At 70.0% G+C, this 17829-nt stretch carries 3 protein-coding genes; all 3 read right to left on the bottom strand.

Annotated elements, in window-relative coordinates:
* Positions 1–2097, bottom strand: a 2097-nt coding sequence (locus BLV01_RS21085; RefSeq protein WP_139178981.1) for a condensation domain-containing protein, incomplete at its 3' end; no start/stop codon positions are given.
* On the bottom strand, positions 2094–14378 hold the full coding sequence (locus BLV01_RS21080) for a non-ribosomal peptide synthetase (protein ID WP_091804778.1): 12285 nt from the start codon (positions 14376–14378) through the stop codon (positions 2094–2096). The genes BLV01_RS21085 and BLV01_RS21080, both read right to left, overlap by 4 nt.
* Positions 14378–17794: a non-ribosomal peptide synthetase gene (locus BLV01_RS21075; protein ID WP_175486174.1), complete on the bottom strand. Its 3417-nt coding sequence runs from the start codon at positions 17792–17794 to the stop codon at positions 14378–14380. Before BLV01_RS21075 ends, BLV01_RS21080 begins: the two co-directional genes overlap by 1 nt.
* Positions 17795–17829: the final 35 nt, after the last annotated feature.

The raw sequence follows: 17829 nt of genomic DNA, 5'->3' as shown, positions 1-17829 counted from the left end.
CGCGCGATCGCCGCGGTAGATCCGCTCGCGCATCGCCTGGTGGAAGTTCACCAGCGAACGGTGCTCCACCATCACGCCCTTCGGCGTTCCCGTCGATCCCGAGGTGTAGATCACGTACGCCAGGTCCGAGGACGTCGCACCCGCCACCTGCGGGTCGCTCGCCGGCCGGTCCGACCACGCCGTCGCCGCATCGCCCTCGCCGCACAGCGGCTCCAGGTCCAGCGCGGTGCGCCCGTCCAGCGCCGCCTCGCCCAACGCCGCGCGGCCGGCCGCGTCGCTCAGCACCAGCCCCGGCGCCGCATCGGCCAGCACCTGCGCCAGACGCTCGGACGGATACGCCGGATCCAGCGGCACGTACGCCGCGCCCGACTTCAGCACCGCCAACATCGCGATCACCATCGCCGGGCTGCGGTCCGCACAGATCGCCACCCGCGTCTGCGCGCCCGCGCCCAGCTCGATCAGCCGGTGGGCCAGACGATTGGCCTGCTCGTTGACCTGCGCGTAGCTCAGCGTACGCGCGCCGTGGATCACCGCCGGCGCCTGCGGCGTGCGCTGCGCCTGTTCCTCGAACAGGCCGTGCACGCTGCGATCCTGCGGATACCACGCTTCGGTCGCGTTCCACTCGGTCAGCAACTGCGAACGCTCGCGCGGCGCCAGGACGTCGATGGCCGCAAGCGGCCGACCGCTGTCGGCGACCATCGCGCGCAGCACGGTCTCGATATAGTCCGCGTGCCGCTGCACGGTGGCCGCGTCGAACAGCGCGGTCGCGTAGATCAGAGTGCCGTGCAGGACATCGTCGCGCTCGGAGAAGTTCAATTTCAGGTCGTAACGCGACACCTCGTAGTGCGTCGCGACCGGGGTGACGTGGATGTTGGACGCCTGCGCCGGCAGCGAGATCTCGTCGTCCCAGTTGAACAGGACCTGGAAGATCGGGGTGTGGCTCAGGTGGCGCGGCGGCTGCACCGCCTCCATGACCTTTTCGAACGGCAGGTCGCGGTGTTCCTGCGCGGAGGAAACCACCGCGCGCGCGCGTTCCAGCAGTTCCGCGACCGTGGGCGATCCCGCCAGGTCGAGGCGCAGCGCCAGCGTGTTGACGAAATAGCCGATCAGGCCTTGCGTATCCGGATGGCTCCGGTTGGCGGTCGGCGTGCCGATCACGATGTCCTGCTGGCCGGACAGCTTCGCCAGCACCGCGGCCCAGGCCGCCAGCAGGGTGATGAACAACGTCGTGCCGTGCTGCTGGCTCAGGCGCTTCAACGCACGCGTCAGTTCAGCATCGAGAGAGAACGGCAAATGCGAGCCCGAATAATCCTGCAACGGCGGACGCGGCCGATCGGTCGGCAGCTCCAGCAACGCCGGCGCTCCGGCCAGGGCCTGTCCCCAGTGATCGGTCTGCGCCGACAGGCGCTGCGCGTCGAGCCAGCCTCGCTGCCAGGCCGCGTAGTCCGGATATTGGATGGGCAAGGGCGGCAACGGATCGTCCTGCCCCTGCTGGAACGCGGCATACAGCGCGCTGAGTTCCCTGGCGAGCACGCCGGCCGACCAGCCGTCGGAGACGATGTGGTGCTGGGTGAGCAACAGCACGTGCTCGTCCTCGCTCGTCCGGATCAGGCGGCTGCGGATGAGCGGCCCCTGCGCGAGGCTGAAGGGCGCGGACGCTTCCGCGTCGGCCAGCCGCCGCAGCTCCGCCTGGGCGTCGCCGTGGCCGCGAAGATCGTGTTCGACCGACGGCAACGCGGTATCCGGCGGAAGCAGCCTGACTTGCGGCTCTCCGTCGACGGAATCGAAAACGGTGCGCAAGGCTTCGTGCCGCGCCATAAGCGCGTCCAGGCTGCGGCGCAGCGCGGCGCGGTCCAGGTCGCCGCGGATGCGCAGTGCGCCGGGGATGTGATAGATCGCGCCGGCCTGCTCGTTCTGCGACAGCAGCCACAGCCCCCGCTGCGAATAGGACAGCGGCATCGGCCCGTCGCGCGGGACCACCGGAATCGCCGCGACGGACTCGGCCTTCTTGCCGATCCCACGGGACTTGGCCAGCGCCAGCAGCCGGTCCATCTCCTTCGCGTCCATTTCTTGGAGAACGGGCTTGATCGTATTCATACACCCTCGGAAATAATGAAATTCTCGAATGCTTCGACGCCGAACTGTTGTTCGATCAGCGCCATAAGCACGTGCTTCGCGAAATCGGCGAACGTCGGATGCTTGAACAGCGCAGCCAGGTCGACCCGCACGCTCAGGCGCTCGTTCAGCGCGCTGAGCACGCGCACGGCCAGCAGCGAAGACCCTCCGAGCTCGAAGAACCCGTCCTGTCGCCCGACCCGGTCGACCTGCAGCAGTTCCTGCCACACGGCCGCGATCGTTTGCTCGATTTCGCCTTGCGGCGCCTCGTACTCGCGGCGCACGAACGCATCGCCCAGCGGCGCCGGCAGTGCCTTGCGGTCCAGCTTTCCGTTCGGCGTCAACGGCCATTCGTCCATGCGCACCGTAGCCGCCGGCAACATGTACTCGGGCAGCGCCGCAGCCAGGTGGCTGCGCAAGGCCGCGGCCAGCGCGCCGCTGTCGACGCTGCGGTCGGCGGCGAGGACATACGCCACCAGACGCTGCTCCCCGCCTTCCTCGCGCACCAGCACCACCGCCTCGCGAACCAGCGCGTGCTCGGCCAGGCGCGTCTCGATCTCGCCCAGTTCGATGCGGAAGCCGCGGATCTTGACCTGGAAATCGCAGCGCCCCAGGTATTCGATTTCGCCGTCGCGCCGATACCGCGCCAGGTCGCCGGTGCGGTACATGGTCGCCGTCGCGTCGTCGACGAACGGGTCGCGCAGGAAACGTTCGGCGCTCAGTTCGGGCCGTTCGAGGTAGCCCCGCGCCACGCCGACACCGCCGATGTACAGCTCGCCGGCGGCGCCGAGCGGAACCGGACGCAGCGCCGGATCGAGCAGGTAGATGCGGGTGTTCGCGATCGGACGCCCGATCGGCACCGGACCGCCTTCGAACGACGCGGGGCAGGTCCAGGCGGTGACGTCGATCGCCGCTTCGGTGGGACCGTACAGATTGTGCAGGCCGGCGTCTGGAAGCTTCTGCCGGCAGCCCAGGACGTGAATCGGTTGCAGGGCCTCGCCGCTGCAGACGATCCGGCGCAACGCGGTGCAGCGTTCGGCCTGGGCGGTCAACAGGAACGCGCCCAGCATCGACGGGACGAAATGCACGGTGGTGACCCCGCCGCGCTCGATCAATTCCGCCAACGCGACCGGATCCTTGTGCGCTTCCGGCGGCGCCACCAGCAGGGTCGCGCCTTGCAGCAACGGCCAGAAGAATTCCCACACCGATACGTCGAAACTGAAGGAGGTCTTCTGCAGGACGACGTCGTCGCCGTCCAGCCGGTAGGCGTCCTGCATCCACGTCAGGCGGTTGATCAACGCCCGGTGCTCGTTCATCGCTCCCTTAGGCCTGCCGGTCGAGCCCGAGGTGTAGATGACGTAGGCGAGGTTGCGCCAGGTCAGCCCGTCCACCTGCGGATCTTCCATCGCCGCCGAAGATCGGACGGGCGCCGCTTCCGGCGAACGCAAGGGCTCGATGTCGATGAGCGTGCGCTGCGCGTCCGCGCCGCGCGCCAGCGCCGTCGCGCCCGCCGCGTCGCACAGGACGATCTGCGGATCGCAGTCTTCCACGATCTGGGCCAGCCGCTCCGCGGGGTAGGTCGGATCCAGCGGAACGTAGGCGGCGCCGGACTTGAGGATCGCCAACAGCCCCAGCGGCATCGCCAGGCTGCGCTCGGCGCATATCGCCACGCGATCGTCCGGGCGCACGCCCAGCGCGATCAGCCGATGGGCCAGGGCGTTGGCGTGAGCGTTGAGTTCGCGGTAGCTCAGGGTCCGCTCCCCGCAGATCGCCGCGGTCGCGTCCGGCGTCCTGCGCGCCTGTTCCTCGAACAACTGGTGGATGCAGCGGTCCTGCGGGAAATCGGCCGTGGTCGAGTTCCAGCCGTCCAGCAGCAGCGTCCGCTCTGCGGCCGAAATCACCTCGATGTCTTCGACCGGCCGGCCCTCGCTTTCGGCGCCGGCCATGCCGCGCAACAGTGCGACCAGGTAGCCCACGTGGCGTTCGATGGTCGCGGCGTCGAACAGGGCGGTGGCGTAGGCCAGGTTGCCCACGATCCTGCCGTCCACCTCGGCCAGCGAAAGCTCCAAGTCGCACTTGACGGCCTCGTAGGCGGTCGCGGCGAGTTCGACCTGCAGGCCGGCGAAATCGGGCAGTTCGGCCTTGACGTTCTGCCAATTGAACAGCACCTGGAAGATCGGCGTGTGGTTCAGGCGCCGCGGCGGCTGCACCGTTTCCACTACCTGTTCGAACGGCAAGTCCTGGTGGTCCTGCGCCGCCAGCGCAGCGCTGCGCACCCGCGAGAGCAGTTCGCCGACGCCGGGCGCGCCGTCGAGGTCCACCCGCAGCGCCAGCGTGTTGACGAAGAATCCGATCAGCCCGTCGGTCTCCGCCAGCGCGCGGTTGGCGGTCGGCGTGCCGATCACGACGTCGCGCTGTCCCGACAACCGCGACAGCACCGCAGCCCAGGCCGCCGCCAAGGTCATGAACAAGGTCGCGCCGTGGCGCTGACCGAGGCGCTTGAGCTCGCGGGTCAGGTCCTCGTCCAGGGCGATCTGCACCTGCGCGCCGCTAAGGTCGAGCCGCTCCGGCCGCGGCCGATCGGTGGGCAGCTCCAGCAGCGCCGGCGCTCCCGCCAACGCCTCGCGCCAGTAACCGACCTGGCGCTGCAGGCGCTCGCCGCTGAGCCAGTCGCCTTGCCACGCCGCATAGTCCGGATACTGCATCGGCAACGGCGGCAGGGGATCGTCCAGGCCTTGCCGGAACGCGCGATAGAGCGCGCCGAGCTCGCTCGACAGCACGCCGATCGACCATCCGTCGGAGACGATGTGGTGTTGGGTCAGCAGCAGCAGGTGTTCGTCCGCGGCCGACGTCAACAAGCGTCCGCGGATCAGCGGCCCTTGCGCGAGGTCGAAAGGCGCCTGGGCTTCGGCCCGGCTCAGCTCGGCCGGCGTCGGGGACGAGGCGTCCAGGTCGTGCTCGGTCAGCGCAAACGCGGTGTCCGCCGCGAGCAGACGCAGCCGCGGCTGGCCCTCGACCGCGTCGAACACGCTGCGCAACGCCTCGTGCCGCGCGAACAGCGCGTCCAGGCTGCGCCGCAATGCGGCGCGATCGAGTTCGCCGCGGATCCGCAGCGCCAACGGGATGTGGTACTTGGCGCTGACGCCCGGCCACTGGGCCAGGAACCACAAGCGCTGCTGCGCGAACGACAACGGCAGCGGCCGGTCGCGCGGCACCGCCACGATGGCCGCCGCGGCGGCGCTCGGACCACGGCCGCCGGCATCGGCCACCGCCTGGGCGAGCGCGGCCAGCGTGTACTTGGCGAACAAAGTGGCGACCGACAGCTCCACGCCGAGCGTCTGGCGGATCCGCGCCAACAGCGACACCGCCAGCAGCGAATGCCCGCCGAGTTCGAAGAAATCGTCGTGCCGGCCGACCCGTTCGACCCGCAGCACATCGCACCAGAGCGCGGCGAGCACCGCCTCGACGCCTTCGTGCGGCGCCTCGTAGGCGCGCGCCGCGTGGACGTCGCCGTCGGCCGAGGGCAACGCCTTGCGGTCGAGCTTTCCGTTGGGCGTCAACGGCCACGCGGCCACCCGCAGGAACGCCGCGGGCACCATGTAGTCGGGCAAACGCGCCTGCAGGTGCGCGCGCAGCCCAAGCGCCATGTCGGCGCCGCCCGAATCTCCCTCGGTCGGCAGGACATAGGCGATCAGGCGCTTCTCGGCGCCCTCGCCCCTGGCCGCCACCACCGCCTCGCGAACGTCGGCATGGGCGGTGAGGCAGGCTTCGATCTCGCCCAGTTCGATCCGGAAACCGCGGATCTTGACCTGTTGATCGTTGCGGCCGACGTAGACCAAGTCGCCGTCGGGCGACTGCCGGGCCAGGTCGCCGGTGCGGTACATCCTCGCCGCGGGGTCGGCGGCGAACGGGTCCGGCAGGAAGCGTTCAGCGGTGGTTTCGGCCCGGTTGAGATAGCCGCGCGCCACGCCGTCGCCGCCGATGTGCAATTCGCCGACCGCGCCCAGCGGCATCGGCCGGCCCTGCGGATCGAGCACGTACATGCGGGTATTCGCGATCGGCCGCCCGATCGGCACCGACGCGGCGAGCGTCTCGGCGCCATCGGCCTCCACCCGGAAGCAGGACGACCACACCGTCGTTTCGGTCGGCCCGTACAGGTTCCACAGCGATCCGCAGCGACCGCGCAAGCCGGTGCGGAAACTCGGCGGCATCGGCTCTCCGCCGCACAACGCCGCCAGCGTCGGGGAACCCGGCCATTGCGCAGCCAGCAGCGCGCTCCAGGTCGCCGGCGTGGCCTGCATGAACCCGATGGAATGATCGGCCAGCAAGGCGCTCAGGCGCGCCGGATCCATCGCGTCGTCGTGGTCGGCGACCACCGTGCGCGCTCCGCAGATCAGCGGCAGGTACAGCTCCAGCGCCGCGATGTCGAACGAGATGCTGGTCACCGCCAGCCATGCGTCGGATGCCTCCAGCCGCAGCAACGACGCCATCGCGGCGAGGAAGTTGCCCAACTGGCGATGTTCGATCTCCACGCCCTTGGGCGCGCCGGTCGAACCGGAGGTGTAGATGACGTACGCCAGATGGGCGCTGGTCAGGCCGGCCACCTGCGGCGGATCGGCCGGTTGCGAAGCCCACGCCGTATCGGATTCGGCGCCCGCCGCCAACGGATCCAGGTCCACGACCCGCCGCTGCGCCAGCGCCGCCGTTCCCAACGCGGCGCGCCCGGCCGCATCGGCCAGCACCAGCGTCGGGCAGGCGTCTTCGACCACCCGCGCCAGCCGCTCGGAGGGATAGCGCGGGTCGAGCGGCACATACGCGCCGCCCGCCTTGAGGATGGCGAGCAGGCCCACCACCATCGCCGGCCCGCGCTCCACGCACAGCGCGACCCGGCCGTCCGGACGCACGCCCAGCGCGACCAAATGCTGCGCCAAACGATTGGCCTGCGCATCGAGATCGCGATAACGCAGCGCCGAACCGCCATGCGCCACCGCCACGGCGTCGGGCGTCCGACGCGCCTGGATTTCGAACGACCGGTGCACGCAACGATCCCGCGGATAGTCCGCGCGGGTGTCGTTCCAGCCATCGACCAGCAAGGCGCGCTCGTTCGCGGGCAGGACTTCCAGCTGCGCCGTCGGCGCGTGCGGCGCGGTCTCCAGCGCCTCGGCCAGGCTCTCCAGCGCCCGCTCCACGTAACCGCACACGCGCTGCGGCGACAACGGCGCGGCGACTTGCGCGGTCAGGCCCAGCCCCTGCCCGTAATCGTCCACCGACAGGGCGATCGGATAATTGGTGCGCTCTTCGACGGTGCGGAACTCGGCACCGTTGAAGGGATGGTCTTGCGGCCAGATGCGCACGGTCTCCGGCGAACTGTGCCGGTAATTCAGGATCGCATTGAACAACGGCGCCCGCGCCTCGACGCCGCTACAGCGCTGCGCCAGCGCCAGCGACGCCTGCTCGTGCTGCAACAAGCCGGTCAGCCGCGCGTGGACCTCGCCGACCGCCGCTTCGACGCCGATGCCGTCGAGATCGATCCGCACGGGCAAGGTGTTGATCGTCAGGCCGACCACGCGTCCGGCCAACTCGCCGGTCTGCATGCGGCCGAGCAAGACCGTGCCGAACACCACCCGTTCGCTGCCCGCCGCCCGCGCCAGCACCATGCCCCATGCGAGATGGCAGAGGCTGGCGACGCTGACGCCCAAGCGGCGCGCCTGCGCGCGCAGACGCTCGTCGAGCGCCGGCGTCACCAGGCTGCGCGCCTCCAGCACATCGCCGCCGTGGCGATGCACATCGACCAGCCCGAACGGCAACGACGGCTCGACGATGTCGCCGAGCATCCGGCCGAAGAACTCTTCGTGTCCGTCCTGCGAGTCGCCGGCCTGCGCCTGCGCGACCATGACCCGGTACGGCACCGGCGGCGGCAGTTCGTCCGCCCGGCCCTCGACGATGGCCAGGACTTCCGAACGCAATTGCTCCAGCGTCACGTGATCGCCGGCCAGATGCTGGAACCGCTGCAGGACCAGCCAGCGGTCGTGCTGCGCGTCGTATGCGATCACGTAGCTCAGCAGCGGCGGACGCGCCAGGTCCACCCGGGTGCGCCGCACATCGAAACGTTCGCGCAACTGTTCGGCCACCGGCCCGTCGAGCGGGTCGAGTTCGACCTCGATCACCGCCAGCGCCGCCTTGCGCAGGACCACCTGCACCGGCCTGGACAGCCCTTCCCAGAAGAACGCCGTACGCAGAACGTCGTGGCGGTCGACCACCTGCTGCACCGCCGCCAGGAACGCATCGAGGCGAGCGCGGTCGCGGAACGAAATCTCGCTGCCGAGCAGGTACGGATCGCCTTCCTGCGCCAGCCGATAGTGGAACATGATGCCGTCCTGCAACGGCGTCAGCGCGTACATGTCCTGGACGTTGCCCGCGCCGCCGTCCACCTGCGCCACGATCCTGTCGATCTCGGCCTGGCTCAGGTCGATCAGCGGCAGCATGTCGGGAGCGATCGCGGTGCTGTCCAATGCGATCGCGTTCGGCGGCACCGCTGCGGCGGCATTGCGGTCGCGGGCGCCGGCGCGCAGCAGGCCGGCCAGCGCGGCCACGGTGGGACAGTTGAAGATGTCGGTGACGGCGATCTCGTAGCCGGTGGCGCGCAGGATCTCCTGCTGCACCAGGATGCAATGCAGCGACGTTCCGCCGACGGAGAAGAAATTGTCGCGGACGCCGACCCGGTCCAGCATGAGCACGCCGGCCCAGATCCCGCACAGTTGCCGTTCCAGTTCGTCCGCCGGGGCGACATGGCCCGCTTCGGCGGCGGGATCGGGCAACGGCAGGAGCCCCACCTCGACCCGGCCGTCGGCGTCGGCCGGCAAGGCGTCGACCACCACCACGCCCGCCGGGACCAGATAGTCGGGCAGGCGGTCCAGCAGGTGTCCGCTGCAGGCGGCCGCAAGAGTCTCGCGCGCGGCTCCGCTCGCCGGCACCACGTAAGCCACGATCGCCGCAGCCGCGCCGTCGCCGCCCGCGGCCGGCCTGCGCAGCGCCACGCACGCGGCGGCCACCGCATCCAATTCGAGCAGGGCCGACTCGATCGTCGCCGTCGGCACGCGCAAGCCGTTGACGTGGGTGTCGCCGCCGGCCCACCCCAGCGCGACCGTCTCGCCCGATGCCGCGCACCTGCCGATGCGGCCGGTGGCCCGCCACGACATGGCGCCGTCGGCTCCCGGCGGGCCAGGCCGATGGATTTCGCCGATCGCGCCGACCGGCTGGATCCGTCCGCGGCGATCGAGTACGCATTGCCCGGCCGCCTGGGCCCGGCTCCACATCGCTGCGGCATCGGCAGCGGCCTGGATCGGCAGGTCGAACACGTCGCTCAGCGGCGCATCGACGATGGCCTGCAGCAAGGCGTCCAGGCCGGCCGCCATGCGCGCGATGCTGGACGCATCGAACAACGCCTCGGCAAACACCCAGTTGAACATCAGGCCGTGCTCGTCCTCGTGCACGATCACGCCGAGGTCGAACTTGGCGTTCGGCGCATCGTTGGCGATCTCCTCGATGCTGAGCCCGGGCAGATGGAGCGGGTCCATCTGGTAGTTCTGCAATGCGAACATCACCTGGAACAGCGGCCCGTGGCTCAGGCTGCGCGGCGGGTTGAGCGATTCGACCAAGGTCTCGAAAGGCAGGTGCTGGCGGTCGTAGGCCTCCAGCAGATGACCCCTGGTCCGCGCCAGCAGCTCTTCGTAGCCCATCGTTTCATCGAGCCGGGTCCGCAGCGCCAGGGTGTTGACGAAGCAACCGATCATCGCCTCGGTGGCCGGCAGCGTGCGCCCGGCCGTCGGCGTGCCGACGACGATGTCGCGTTCGCCGCTCCAGCGCGCCAGCAATAACGCGAACGCCGACTGCAGCACCATGTACAAGGTGGCATGGCGCGCGCCGGCGAAACGTTTGAGTTCGGCCAGACGGGCCGCCCCCAGGCGATGCCGCACCACCCGTCCGCCGGCGCCCTGGTGCGGCGGCCGCGGTTTGTCCAGCGGCAAGCCGTGCAGTTGCGGAATCCCGACCAAGGCGTCGCGCCAGAACGGCAGTTCCTTGGCGGCCCGGTCGAGTTGCGTCGGCTGGCGCTGCCAATCGGCGAAATCCGCGTACTGCATTCCCAGCGGCGGCAACGGATCGTCGCGCCCTGCGCGGCAGGCTTGGTACAGCGCCGCGAATTCGCGCACCAGCACGCCCAGCGACCAACCGTCGGCGGCGATATGGTGCAGGGTCAGATACAAAACATGCCGGGCCTCGCCCAGGCGGACCAGGACCACGCGCAGCATCGGGTCGCGTTGCAGATCGAAAGCGAGCGTGCGCTGCGCTTGCGCCATGCGCCTGAGCTCTTCCGCCTGCCGCGCTTCGGCGCTGGCCGACAGATCGACGACCTGCATCGGCACGGTCGCGGACGCAAGCGCGACCTGCACGCCGGCGCCCTGCGACTTGCGATAGACCGTACGCAGCACCGCATGCCGCTCGACGATGCGCTCGAGCGCTCGCCGCAGCGCGGCCGCATCCAGTTCGCCGTCCAGGCGCAAGGCGATCGGCATGTTGTAGCTGACGCTGCCGCCGCCGAAATGGTCCAGGAACCACAGTCGCTGTTGCGCGAACGACAGCGCCCGTCCCTCGCCGGCATGAACGGCTTGCTCGCCTGGCACCGCGGCCGGCGGCGCCAGGCGCCGCAACAGCTCCGGTTTGAGCCGGCGGATCTCGGCGCCGAGCTCGGCGGTGATGGCGTTCGCCGCACCGCTGGTCTTGAGGCTGCCGCCTTCGACATAGATGCGCACGCCGCGCTCGGCCAGCGACGCGACCAGAGCCGCGACCTCATCGGCGCCCTGCGGCGGCGGCGCGGCCCGTGCCGCGTCGTCCCCGGCGCGCGGTTCGCGCAGGCACGGCCGCAGCAATGCGGCCATTTCCGCGACCGTCGCCTGGGCGAAGAACTCGCGCACGCTCAGCTCCACCCCGAACGCCTCGCGCACCAGGCTGAGCATCCGCAAGCCGTGCAGGGAGTCGCCGCCCAGGCTGAAGAAATTGTCGTCGACGCCGATACGCTCGCGCCCAAGGACGCTTTCCCAGATAGCGCACAGCCGCCGCTCGAACGAGTCGCGCGCAGCGACGAAGCGATCCCGGCGCACGCTCTCGCCGACCGCCGGCAAGGCCCGGTAATCGGTCTTTCCGCTCGGGGTCGCCGGCATCTGCTCGATGAAGACGAAGACCGCGGGAATCATGTAGTCGGGCAGCCACTGACGCAGACTGGCGCGGTACTGGCGCGCCAGCCGCGACTCCTGCGCCTGCCGGTCGGCGGCGCCGTGCAGCGACGGCGAAACCACGTAGGCGACCAATTCGCCGCCGGTCCCGGCATCGCGGACGACCGCGGCCGCGCGGCTTACCTCCTCCAGTCCGCGCAACGCGGCTTCGACTTCGCCCAGCTCGACGCGTATGCCGTTGAGCTTGACCTGGGCGTCGCGGCGGCCGGCGAACCGCACCCGGCCCTGCGGCGTCATGTAGCCGATGTCGCCGGTATGGAATTCGACCGTCCCGTCCGGGCACGCGCGGAAACGTTCGGCGGTCAGTTCCGGCGCATCCCAATAGCCCTTGGCGACGTAGCGGCTGCGGACCACGATCTGCCCGGTCTCGAACGTCCGGCACGGCGATCCGTCGTCGCGGACGACCGACATCCAGGTTCCGGCGATGCATTGCCCAAGATCGCCGCGCAGGCCCGCGTCCATCGCGTCGGCGCCGATCTCGGCCAGGGCCACCAGCGAGGCCTCGGAGGCGCCATACAGGCCGAACAGCCGCGTCTTCGCGGCGAAGGCCCGGCGGAAGATCTGCAGCGTGTGCTCGCCCACGGCCTCGCCGCCGAGCACGACCGCGCGGATCCCCGCGGTGTCGTCCGGCGTGGCCGCGGCGAACAGGTAATTGAACACCGTCGGCGTCGAGTGATAGACGGTGATGCCCTGCGCGCGAATCGACGCGAGCAGGTCGGCCGCCGCAACGGCGCCGACATCGGCCAGGTGCACCGCGGCGCCCGCGAACAGGCCGCCGTAAGTGTCCAGCACCGAAGCGTCGAAGCTGTAGGACGCCAACTGCAGGATCCGATCCTGCGCGGACAGCGCCAGCGCCCGCGCGTAGCTCTCGGCCTGGTATCCCAGGTTCAGTCGGCTTTGCGCCACGCCCTTGGGCCGCCCGGTCGAGCCGGAGGTATACAGCAGATAGGCGATGTCGTTGTCCGCATCGGCGACGCAGGCATCGTCGGCGCCGGCGTCGTCGGCGATTTCGCAAACCACCCGGCGGCTGCCGGCGATCGACTGCGCCAACGGCGCGTGCGCGGCATCGGCGAGAATCAGGCCGCACCCGGAGTGATCCAGCATGTAGGCCAACCGGGCCTGCGGATAGTTCGGATCCAGGTTGACGTAGATGCGCCGCAGCGCCAGGGCCGCGAGCATCGCCGCGACGATCTGCGGCCCCTTCGCGAACAGCAGGCCGATCCGTCCCGACTCGCCGCTGCGCTGCAAGATCGCGCGGTAACGCCGCTCCAGCTGGGCCAAATCCCGATACGTCCAGGCCTCACCCTCGCTGACCAGAGCGACCGCATCACCCGCTTCGGCCATGTTCCGGCGCACGGCCGCGAGCAGTCCGTCGTCGCCCTGCGCGATGGTGGCCAGCGCAGGCGCAGCGAAATCCTCGCGCGCGGGAACCCGGCCCGCGAACGCCCCATGGGCCGTATAAGGCTGGTCGGGGCGATCGAGAATGCCCGTCAGCAGCCCGACGAACTCGTCCGCCACGTACTGGATCGTCCGCGCATCGAATAGATCCGGGTTGAACACCCAATCCAACTCGATTCCGTCGTCGCCCGGCTTGGCGTAGAGGCTGAGATCGAACTTCGCCGCCGGCGCCGCGCCCGCGGCGTACTCGCTGACGCGGCAGTCCGGCAACGCGAAATCGACCTTGCGATTGTTCTGCAGCACGAACCATATCTGGAACAGCGGGCTGTAGCTGCCGCTACGCGGGTGCCCGATCCGCGCCACCAATTCTTCCAGCGGCACATGCTGACGCTCGAACGCGGCCAGGATCCGGGCCTTGTTCGCTTGCAGCAGCTGCTCGAAACCCGATTCGGGATCGAATGCGTTGCGCAGCACCACGGTATTGACGAACAGCCCGACCATCGACTCGGTTTCGGCCATGTCGCGGCCGGCCACCGGCGTTCCGATCACCACGTCGCGCTCGCCGCCGTACAGGCTCAACAGCGCTCCGAACGCCGTCTCGAGGAACATGAACAACGTCAGCTTGCGGCTCAGGCAGAAAGCCTCGATCCGCCCGGCCAGCGCCTGCGGCACACGCGACCTGCACAACGCGCCGTCGAAGGTCTGCTGCGCCGGACGCGACTTGTCGGTCGGGAGCGAATGCAGTTCGGGAATGCCGTCGAGCTGCGAACGGCAGAACGCGATGTCCGCTTCCAGGTCTCCATCGCGCAGGCGCGCCTCCTGCCAGGCGGCCAGATCCGCATACTGCAGCGCGGCCGGCGAAGCATCGAGGCTTTCCGCGTTGCGGCAGGCCGCATAAGCGCGGCAGAATTCCTCGATGAGGATGCCCACGGACCACCCGTCGGAGACGATGTGGTGCATGTTGAACACGGCGACGTGCCGATCCTCGCGCAGGCGCAGCAGCGCGACCCGCAACAGCGCCCCTCGGGCCAGATCGAACGGGCGGCGCAGATCGGCCTCGATGATGCCGCGCGCCGCCTCCTCGCCCGCCCCGCCTTCGCTCAGGTCGATCCGCTCCAGCGGCGTTTCGCGGTCCGTGCAGATGCGCTGCTGCAGCTCGCCGTCGACCTCCAGGAAGTTCGCGCGCAGCACTTCGTGGCGGTCGAGCAAGTAGCGCAACGCCTGGCGGAAAGCCTGCGGATCCAGCGCGCCTTCGAACAAGAAGCAGCCCTGGATGTTGAACTGCCCGCCGTCCTGCGATTGCTTGTCCGCGAACCAGACCCGGCGCTGCGCGCGCGACAGCGGCAGTCGGCTTCGGTCGGCGAGCGCTTCCGGCCGCCGCCGCGCGGACGAGGCTCGCGCCTGGCGGGCCTCGACCTGATGCAGGTAGGCGAGAATCTGCTGCTTGTTCTCGCGAATGCGCCGCTGGAGATCGTCCGGGATTCCGCGCGCGGCCTTGTAGGCCAGCGCGCCCTCCTTCAGATAGAGCAGGATGTCGGCGGCAAGCGCTTCGTCGTAAATGTCTCTCGCCAACATCAAAACACTCCTTCTTCCATTTCGCCCTGCAGCGCTTGCAGGTGCCTGGCCTTGCTCCGCGACGCACGCATGGCGAGAGCATCCGCCAGCGCATGGGCGAAGCCCTGCACGGTCGGATGTTCCAGCACCTCGCCGAGGCCGATCTCGCTCTGGTCCAGGCCGAACTGCGCGCGCACGCGGCCCACCAGCCGCGTGGCCAGCAGCGAATTGCCTCCGGCCGCGAAGAAGTCGTCGGCGACGCCGATGTCCTGCACCGCCAGGACTTCCTTCCACAACGCCAGCAGCTCGGCCTCGGTCGCGTCGCGCGCGGCGACGATCCCGGTTCCCGCCGGATTCGCGCAGATGTGCGGAAGCGCGTCGCGCTGCAGCTTGCCGTTGGCGTTGAGCGGGATGCGCTCGATCACGGCGATGTCCGCCGGAACCATGTATTCGGGCAGCAGCCTGCGCAGATCCTGGCGCAGCTTCGCGACCGTATCCGCGGCCGGCGATGCGTCCGCCTCGGGCTTGAGCACCACGTAGGCGACCAGACGCCGGTGTTCCCCCTGCCCCAGCGCAAGCGCGACCGCCTCGCTCACCTCGGCCAACTGGCACAGGCGCGCCCGGACTTCGCCGAGCTCGATTCGGAAGCCGCGGATCTTGACCTGCTCGTCGGCCCGGCCGAGGAACTCCAGCTCGCCGTCGGCGCGCCAACGGACCAGGTCGCCAGTGCGGTACAGCCGCACGGCGCCGTCGCCCTCGCCCGCCGCGACGAAGCGGTCGCGGTCCAGCTCCGGACGCCGCAGATACCCCAGCGCCAGACCGACGCCGCCGACGTACAGCTCGCCCACGGCGCCCGCCGGCGCCGGCGCGCCCGCGCCGTTGAACACGCGAAGCTGCAGCCCCCGCACCGCCTGTCCGATGGGCAGATATTCGTCCGCGGCGAGCGCGGTGCGGCCGAACGGAAACAGCGTGCAGCAAACGGTGGTCTCGGTCGGACCGTAGCCGTTGATCACGCGCAAGTTCGGCAGGTTCCCGGCGATGGCCGCGACATGCGCGACCGCGATCGGCTCGACCCCGATCAGGGTGCGCTGCAAACGCTGCCCCGCGCCGCCGCCGCGGACATGCTCGGCGAATCGCTCCAGATAACCCGCATGGATGAAGGCGCTGGCGATGCGCCGTTCTTCCATCCACTGGAACAGCCGTTCCGGGTCCAGCCGGACCGCTTCGGGCACGATATCCAGGGTGCCGCCCCGGCACAGCGCGGAGAAGATTTCGTAGACCGAAACGTCGAAGCCGAAACTGCTCCACAGCGAGCCGTTCCACGGCCCGGCCAACGGCGCCAGCTCGTCCATGCGCTGCAGCAGGTTCGCCAGCCCGGCGTGCGCGACCACCACGCCCTTGGGCGTGCCGGTGGTCCCGGAGGTGTAGATGACGTAAGCCGGCGCATGCGGATCCGCCGCTGCGGGCGCCGGAGGCGACGGCGCCGACGCGGGCGCATCGTCGCGCTCCAGCACGATCCGCTCGCCGCGTCCCGCGTCGATCCGGCCCGCCAACGCGGGCTGCGTCAGCAGCACCGCGGCGCCGCTGTCCTCGTAGATCGCCTGCAGGCGCGCTTGCGGATGGATCGGGTCCAGCGGAAGGTAAGCGGCGCCGGCCTTGAGCGTCCCGAGCACCGCGACGATCGTTTCCGGCGAAGGCCGCATGTGCAGCGCCACCACCGCGCCGGGGCCGGCGCCGCAAGCGCGCAGGCGCGCGGCCAGGTCCGTCGCGCGCCGGTCGAGTTCGCGATAGCTGAGCCGACGGTCCTCCATGGCCACGGCGATCCGCTCGGGAGTCGCGCGCGCAGCCCGCTCGAACATCGTTTCCAGCCGCTCGAAGGCCGACGCGGCGACCGCGGCATCCGAGACGGGGGCCGGTGCCGGCGCCAGCGAGAACACCGGCGCATCGCTGCGTTCCAGTACCGACTCCAGCAACTGCATGAAGCTGTCGGCCATGCGCGCGACCGAGGCCTGCGCGAACAGGTCGCGGTTGTAGTGCCATTCCAGGCGCAGCCCATCCGGGTCTTCCTGGGCCAGCAACTGCAAGTCGAACTTCACCGGCTCGGTGGGATTGTCCAGCCGTTCGACCTCGGCGCCGATCAGCGCCAATTCGCCCTCGCCGACGTTCTGAAGCGCGAAAGCCACTTGCGCGAGCGGACCGTGCGCGCGGCTGCGCGGAATCCTGAGCCGGTCGATCACCGCATCGAACGGCACGTCCTGGTGCTCGAGCGCCCGCTCGATCATGGCCTTGTTCGCCGCGAGCAGCTCGGCGAAAGGCGGATTGCCGTCGATTCGCGTCCTCAACGCCAGGGTGTTGACGAACAGCCCGACGGTATCTTCGAGATCGCCATGGAGGCGTCCTGCGACGGGCGTGGCCACGACGATGTCGCGTTCGTTGGAGTACAGGCCCAGCAAGACGCTGAAGGCCGTCTGCAAGAACATGAACATGGTGGCGTCGTGCGCCTGGCTCTTCCGCTTCAAGTGCGCGAGCCGCTCCGGGCCCATGCGCCGATACAGCTTGCCGCCCGCGTGCGTCTGCTTCGGCGGGCGCGCCCGGTCCAGCGGCAGACTGTGCAGATGCGGCACGCTTTCCAACTGCGAGGACCAATACGCAAACCGATGGGCCCAGCTTTCGTCTTCGCCCTTCCGGTCCAGCCAATGACAGAAGTCGATGTATTGCACCCTCGGCGCGGGCCGGCCGATCGCCGCACCGGCGCGGCGCGCCGCGTAGCACTCGCCGAGCTCGCGCGTGAGGATCTCCACCGAACGCCCGTCGCAGGCGATGTGGTGGATGCCGAGGAAGATCGCTTCGACGCCGTCGCCCAGGCGCAGGGCCGACGCGCGGATCGGCGGCCCCCGCTCCAGATCGAAACGGCGGGCGTTCTCGCGCTCGAGCCGGCGCGAGAGCTCCAACTCCCTCTGCGCCGGCGCCAGCGCCGAGACGTCGTCGTACTCCCATTCCAGCGCGAACGGCGGGACCACGATCTGCCAGACCTCGCCGTCCACCGTCTGGTACCGGCTGCGAAGCGCCTCGTGCCGCTCCACCACATCGTCCAGCGCCGCCCGCAAAGCGGTCCGGTCGATCTCGCCCCGCACCAGGTAGGCGGCGACCATGTTGTACGCCGCGGCCTGCCGGTCGAGCTGATCGAGCAAGGCCATGCGCCGTTGCGCGGGCGACGCCGGCCTGCGCACGACCCGGCTGGCGTCGTCGAGACGGTCGATACGCTCGCCGCGCCGAGCATGCGCGGCCAGATGGAGCAGCAATTCGCTCTTATGCCCGCGCAGCGCCGACAGCAGCCCGGCGCTCGGCGGGGCGCCGTCGAAATGCACGCGAAGTTCGCCGCCGGCCACGGAAATCCTGATGCCCTCGTCGAGGCACCGGCGCAGCAGCGCCTGCACTCCCGAGGTCGGCTCCGGTGCGGAGCGCTCGCCCG

Origin of the sequence: Lysobacter sp. yr284, from assembly GCF_900107375.1 — a bacterium.
In the GTDB taxonomy this organism is placed as follows: Bacteria; Pseudomonadota; Gammaproteobacteria; order Xanthomonadales; family Xanthomonadaceae; genus Lysobacter.
The sequence above is the reverse complement of the archived record's forward strand: the minus strand, read 5'-3'. Positions and strand labels throughout refer to the sequence as shown.

Bases quoted from the DNA above. Each gene is read 5' to 3' on its own strand.
- BLV01_RS21080 (WP_091804778.1), bottom strand. From the start codon at position 14,378: ATGTTGGCGAGAGACATTTACGACGAAGCGCTTGCCGCCGACATCCTG.